The 4,882-nt window shown below is 57.9% G+C and carries 4 protein-coding genes; 2 read left to right on the plus strand and 2 right to left on the minus strand.

Going from position 1 to position 4,882, the window contains the following annotated elements; translation table 11 throughout:
- Together PHW69_09820 and PHW69_09825 are read right to left on the minus strand one after the other, a co-directional pair.
- Positions 1-756: WD40 repeat domain-containing protein (locus PHW69_09820; GenBank protein MDD4005479.1), on the minus strand; the 756-nt coding region annotated here is incomplete at its 3' end.
- Between the two features lie 34 nt (positions 757-790).
- Positions 791-2,170 carry a hypothetical protein gene (locus tag PHW69_09825; protein MDD4005480.1) on the minus strand — a complete coding sequence of 460 codons (1,380 nt, stop codon included), beginning with the start codon at positions 2,168-2,170 and terminating at the stop codon, positions 791-793.
- A 64-nt stretch (positions 2,171-2,234) separates the two neighbouring features.
- Here PHW69_09825 and PHW69_09830 point away from each other — a divergent pair, with 64 nt between their 5' ends.
- Together PHW69_09830 and PHW69_09835 are read left to right on the plus strand one after the other, a co-directional pair.
- The gene (locus PHW69_09830; GenBank protein MDD4005481.1) at positions 2,235-3,452 is read left to right on the plus strand and encodes a tetratricopeptide repeat protein; all 1,218 of its coding nucleotides are present in this window, start codon (positions 2,235-2,237) and stop codon (positions 3,450-3,452) included.
- A 33-nt stretch (positions 3,453-3,485) separates the two neighbouring features.
- Positions 3,486-4,466 carry an NAD(P)-dependent oxidoreductase gene (locus tag PHW69_09835; protein MDD4005482.1) on the plus strand — a complete coding sequence of 327 codons (981 nt, stop codon included), beginning with the start codon at positions 3,486-3,488 and terminating at the stop codon, positions 4,464-4,466.
- The last annotated feature ends 416 nt before the right edge of the window (positions 4,467-4,882 follow it).

The following is a 4,882-nucleotide window of genomic DNA, read 5'->3' on the forward strand; positions in this document are numbered from 1 at the left end:
GGTAGGATCAAATCCCAGCGCGGTTATCAGGCTGTCTAGGGGTATCTTCATGTATTGAGGCTGTACTGTCAGGCCGTCTATGGAGACGGAAGCGAGCCAGCCCTGCGAGCCGATCAAAATTCGTTTTTCATCGGGCGAGAACATAATGCTGGCCGCCGGGAAATCCAGTGTCTTTGTCCAGAGCAGGCGCTGTTTCCTGAAATCGAACATGGCGAGCTCGCCTTTTTTTGACAGAAAGGCGGCATAATTGCCGTATTGTGAAAATTCGATCGCGACGGGCGCAGCTTCCAGTTTGGCCGCTTCGGCCAGGAATTCCCCGTCCATAAACCGCCAGAATTTTATGGTGCCGTTATTTTCGCCGGAAGCGAGCAGCCAGTCGCCGGGCGAAAGGCGCACAGCCTTTATGCCGAGCGCGAGCGGATCTATTGTGTGGGATTTAAGCCCGGTATCGGTTTTATAAACGGTGATGCCGTTTTCCGTTTCCGCCAGCACCAGATCGGACATGTTTGCGGAAAGCGCCGCTGCGGTTGCCTGCGGAAAGGATTTCGGGCTTATCGCCTCTTCGGATTTCGGTATTCTCAGCCCGAACGTGGTCTGCATCGTTCCCGAAACCACAGTGTAGGCGCCGTTTCTCGCGCCCCGCGCTGCAAGCAGGTTGTCGGTTGAATTCCGGGCAAAACAAAAACCCGTGGCGACTGAGACAAACAGTCCCGCGATAAACGGAAATTTCAGTAACGAAGCAGAAAGCCGTGACACTGTAGCTTTATTATGTAATATTTTGCGGGCGCGTTCAACGGGTTCTGTCTTTCCCGAATCCCATGCCGGCCGAGAAAGACGTTGTGATGTCGCAGTCCTGCAGGCTGTAGGTGACGCCTATGCCCAGCGGCAGCGGAAATCGCCAGAATTTGTAATAAAAATTCAGGCCGGCTCCGGTTTGCGGATAACGGGTATCTTTGTTCCATACCCAGGCCTGCGAAAAAAACGGTTCCGCCACCAGCTGCCCTCTTTTTGACCGGCTTAACAGGTGCGTAAACGAGGCTGTCGCGCCTGCGCCCTGCTCGCCTCTCCATTCGCGTGAATACTGGCCCGCCAGGCCTATAGCCGGGCCGGTGGGGATCAGCTGAGTGAACGGGAGCGTCCAGCCCTTTGCGGCCGCAAGATTGACGGACAGCCGGTCATGTTCAATGAATTCCCAGCTGTTGTGAACCGCTATCTGAAGCAGGGAAAAATCATTTGTCGAACCGGTGAAACCGCCTGCCCGCTGGCCCCGGATTTCGAAGGTATGCGCGCTGCCCGTTTCGGCGCGTGGCGTTATTCTTTCATTGAGATCGGACAGGCCCAGCCCGAAAATCGCGCCGAACGAGCCGGCGGATCTTGATAATCCGCCCCCCCGTTCCAGCGTGTACGCGCAGCGCGCCCCTACGGTGTTGTAAAGCCCGGATTGCGCGGGCGGATATGCCGTCGCGTCGCTGAACGAGTACTGCGCCTGCGAGAAAGAAAGGCCGAACTGCATACGGGTGTCCAGTTCCCGGTTTACCGACAGGCTCCAGTGTTCTTTTTTCCTGTTATAAGTGTTGACCGGCTCTCCGAACTTTTCCGGCTTCAGCCGGGCGGAGAAGGTGTTGTACGCCCCGTCGGAGTAGAAACTTTCGCTGTCGTTGTCGCGCCCGGCGCCGGCTCCGATAAAATAGTCGCCCAGTTTCAAGCCGCCGCCAAGCGCGGCCGTGTCGCGTCCTATGCTGCCGCTCAGGATCACCGTTTCGGACCGGCGGAAGAAATTGCCGGACAAAACTGTCAGGCTGAATTTGCTGCCGCTGTTGCCGGATGTGAACAGCGGGATCGGCAGGATGTACCAGCCGTCCGTGGCTTTGATATCAACAGCCACGCCACCGGCCGTTTCATCGTATCTTTCCGACACTTCAAGCGTGCGGAATATGCCCATCCGGTGCAGTTCCCGGCGTGTTTTAGCCTGCATTTCCGCGCTCCAGGGTTCGCCGGGTTTAAGCGGAATGCGCGAGAGGATGGTCGCGCTGCTGACTCTGGTTTCGGTGATATTGATCGCGGTTACCGGCAGTCCCTCCAGCGATGCGGGCTGTGCCTGTGCAGCCGCCGCGCAGAAAAACGCCGCAAGCCATGTGAACGCGAGATTCCTTTTCAGGCCGGATGTCATCGCTATATTCTACCTAAAATAGTCACGCGCTTTATACCGGGCGCAAAAAATACTATAAAATGATATGCGCAATATCGCGGTGTTTATCATGTTGTTTGCCATGTTGTTTGCCGGCTGCGGCAAAAAAGAAAGTTCGCTTTTTGAAAACGCGCGGAATGAAAAAGATCCGGTCAAAGCAGCCAGACTGTACGATAAAATTCTAAGCGAACATCCCCGTCATCCGGGCGCGCTTGCCGCGCGCGGGCTGATCAGCCTTGACGCAGGCCGCTATACCCCTGCCATTGAGGATTTCACCGCCGCGATAGAAGCGGATCCCCGGTCCGCCGGACCCGCCTATAATCTGCGCGCCAGAGCCTATGCGCGCATGAAACTTTTTAACAAAGCGCTTGCCGATGTTGACAAGGCGGCCGCCCGGAACGCCCGTTCCATCGAAACGCTGGATGAACTGGGCCGGGCTTTTCTTTCCGCCGGCCGCGCGGCCGATGCCGTGCGGGTATACCGCATGGCCGTGGCGGTTAACGGCGAAGCGGCGGAGAGCCGCATCAGGCTGGGCGAAGCCCTGTTCGCCGTGAACGATCAGGCCGGCGCGGTGCGCGAATTTTCCACCGTGATAACCGCCGCGCCGGACAAGGCGGGCCGGGCCTATCTGGGCCGCTGCCGCGCTCAGGTTTATATGCGCCAGTCCCGGGCGGCGCTGGCGGATTGCGCGCAGGCGGCGGATCGCGGCGTGACGGACGCACTTGCGCTTGCCGCGGATCTGTATTCCGCTTTGGGCGACAGCGCCACCGCGGCCGGCCTATACGCCAGATATGCGGATGCCCGGCCCGACGATTATGAAGCGGCGGTGAAACTGGCGGATTTGCTTTATGAATCCGGTCAATACGGCAGGGCGGCCGATATTTACGAACGAAGCGTGCGGCGATACGCCGCGCCGGTCGAGGCTGACTGCCGGGCGGTTTTAAGCCTCATGCGCGCCAACCGCTGCGAAACAGCCAGCCTGGTCGTGCCGGTGCTGATAAAGAATTTTCACAATGAAGGGCAGGCCTATGCCGCCACGGCCGCCTATCAGGCGTATTGTCTTAAAGACGCGAACCGTGCGCTGCACAGCATGGAATCGGCGTTCCGGCTCGGGTTTGACAGATTTTTCGCGCTTGAGCCCTACGGCGAGTACGGTTTTTTTCTGGATTTGATTGCTAAGAATCCTCAATACCGGCAGATGCGGGAAGCCGCCCGGAAAAACCGGTCAGCAGGGTCATGCCCGACCTGCGGCGGCAAACAGTAATGCCGCGCCTGCAAGGAACGGGATTTTAACACCATGCCGGATCTTGACGTTTATTTTTATGAGGCGTTTGAGGAGGAGCGCGCGGCGCTGGCGCGTTGTCTGCCGCCCGGCCTGCGCGCGGGGTTCACTTCGCGTGCCGCGGGTGAAACGCCGGAGCCTGCGGCTCCGCCCGCTTCTGTCATCAGCGTGCGGACACAGTCGGCCATACCGCCCGGCTGGTCGGGCGGCCTGCGCGCGATACTGAGCCGTACTACCGGTTATGACACCATGCGCCGCTATCTGGACTCCGTTTCCGAACCTGTCGTTTGCGGGTACCTGCCGCATTACTGCGCGCGCGCCGTGGCGGAACAGGCGTTGCTTTTATGGCTGGCGCTTTTGAGAAAACTGCCCTGTCAGACCGCTCACTTCCGGTCGTTCAACCGCGACGGCATCACCGGGCGGGAAACCGCCGGAAAAAATCTTCTGGTCTGCGGAGTCGGCAATATCGGCTCGGAACTCTGCGCGGTTGGCCGGGGGCTTGGCATGAACGTAAAGGGCGTTGATCCTGTGCGGAAATTCGCCGATGTGGAGTACACTCCTCTTGCCGAAGGCATAAAATGGGCCGACATCATCGTTGTTTCCATGAACCTCACTCCGTTTAACGGGGGCCTTTTCAACAGGAGAACCCTTGCCGGCGCGAAAAAGGGAACGGTATTTGTGAACGTGGCGCGGGGCGAACTGTCGCCTTGCGAGGAGCTGGTGGCGTTAGTTGCGGACGGCACGCTCGGCGCGGTCGGACTTGATGTATATAATGAAGAAGCCGAGCTGGGCGCAGCTTTGCGCGCCGGCCGCAGGCCGGACAGCGCGGAAGCCGCCGCGGCATTTGAGCTGGCCGCGCTGGAAAATGTCATTTTTACCCCCCACAACGCTTTCAATACCGCCGAAGCGGTTGAGCGCAAAGCGCGGCAGAGCGCGCAGCAGCTCGAGGCGTTTTTTAAAACCGGCCGGTTTCTCTGGCCTGTTCCCGAAAAATGAAACGATAATCATGAAACGGCCCGCCGCAAAACTTGAGTTAAGCGCAATTTCATGTGGGTTTTTCAAGTGGTTTCTCGTCGAGAAACCACTTGAAGTCAAGGTTTTATGACTTAATTTGAGGAGAAACTTTGCGGAGGCCGGTTGTTTGAAAATTCACCCGATAATATCGGACAGATACCGCAACAGGAGAAAGAAGTTTGGCTTTCGTTTCAACCTGATAGCCGGATTTCCGGTCATATGATTTTTGACGCGCGGGGTTTCAGCCGGTTTTCAAGCGATGAGGCGCACTTTGTAGCCGGCTGCTTCCAGCTCGGTTTTTACAACCGCCCTGTGGTCGCCCTGCAATTCCAGCACGCCGGATTTCAGGGTGCCGCCTACGCCAAGCCGTTTTTTGAATTTTTTAAGCAGTTCTTCCT

It is taken from the genome of Elusimicrobiaceae bacterium, from assembly GCA_028700325.1.
GTDB lineage: Bacteria > Elusimicrobiota > Elusimicrobia > Elusimicrobiales > Elusimicrobiaceae > JAQVSV01.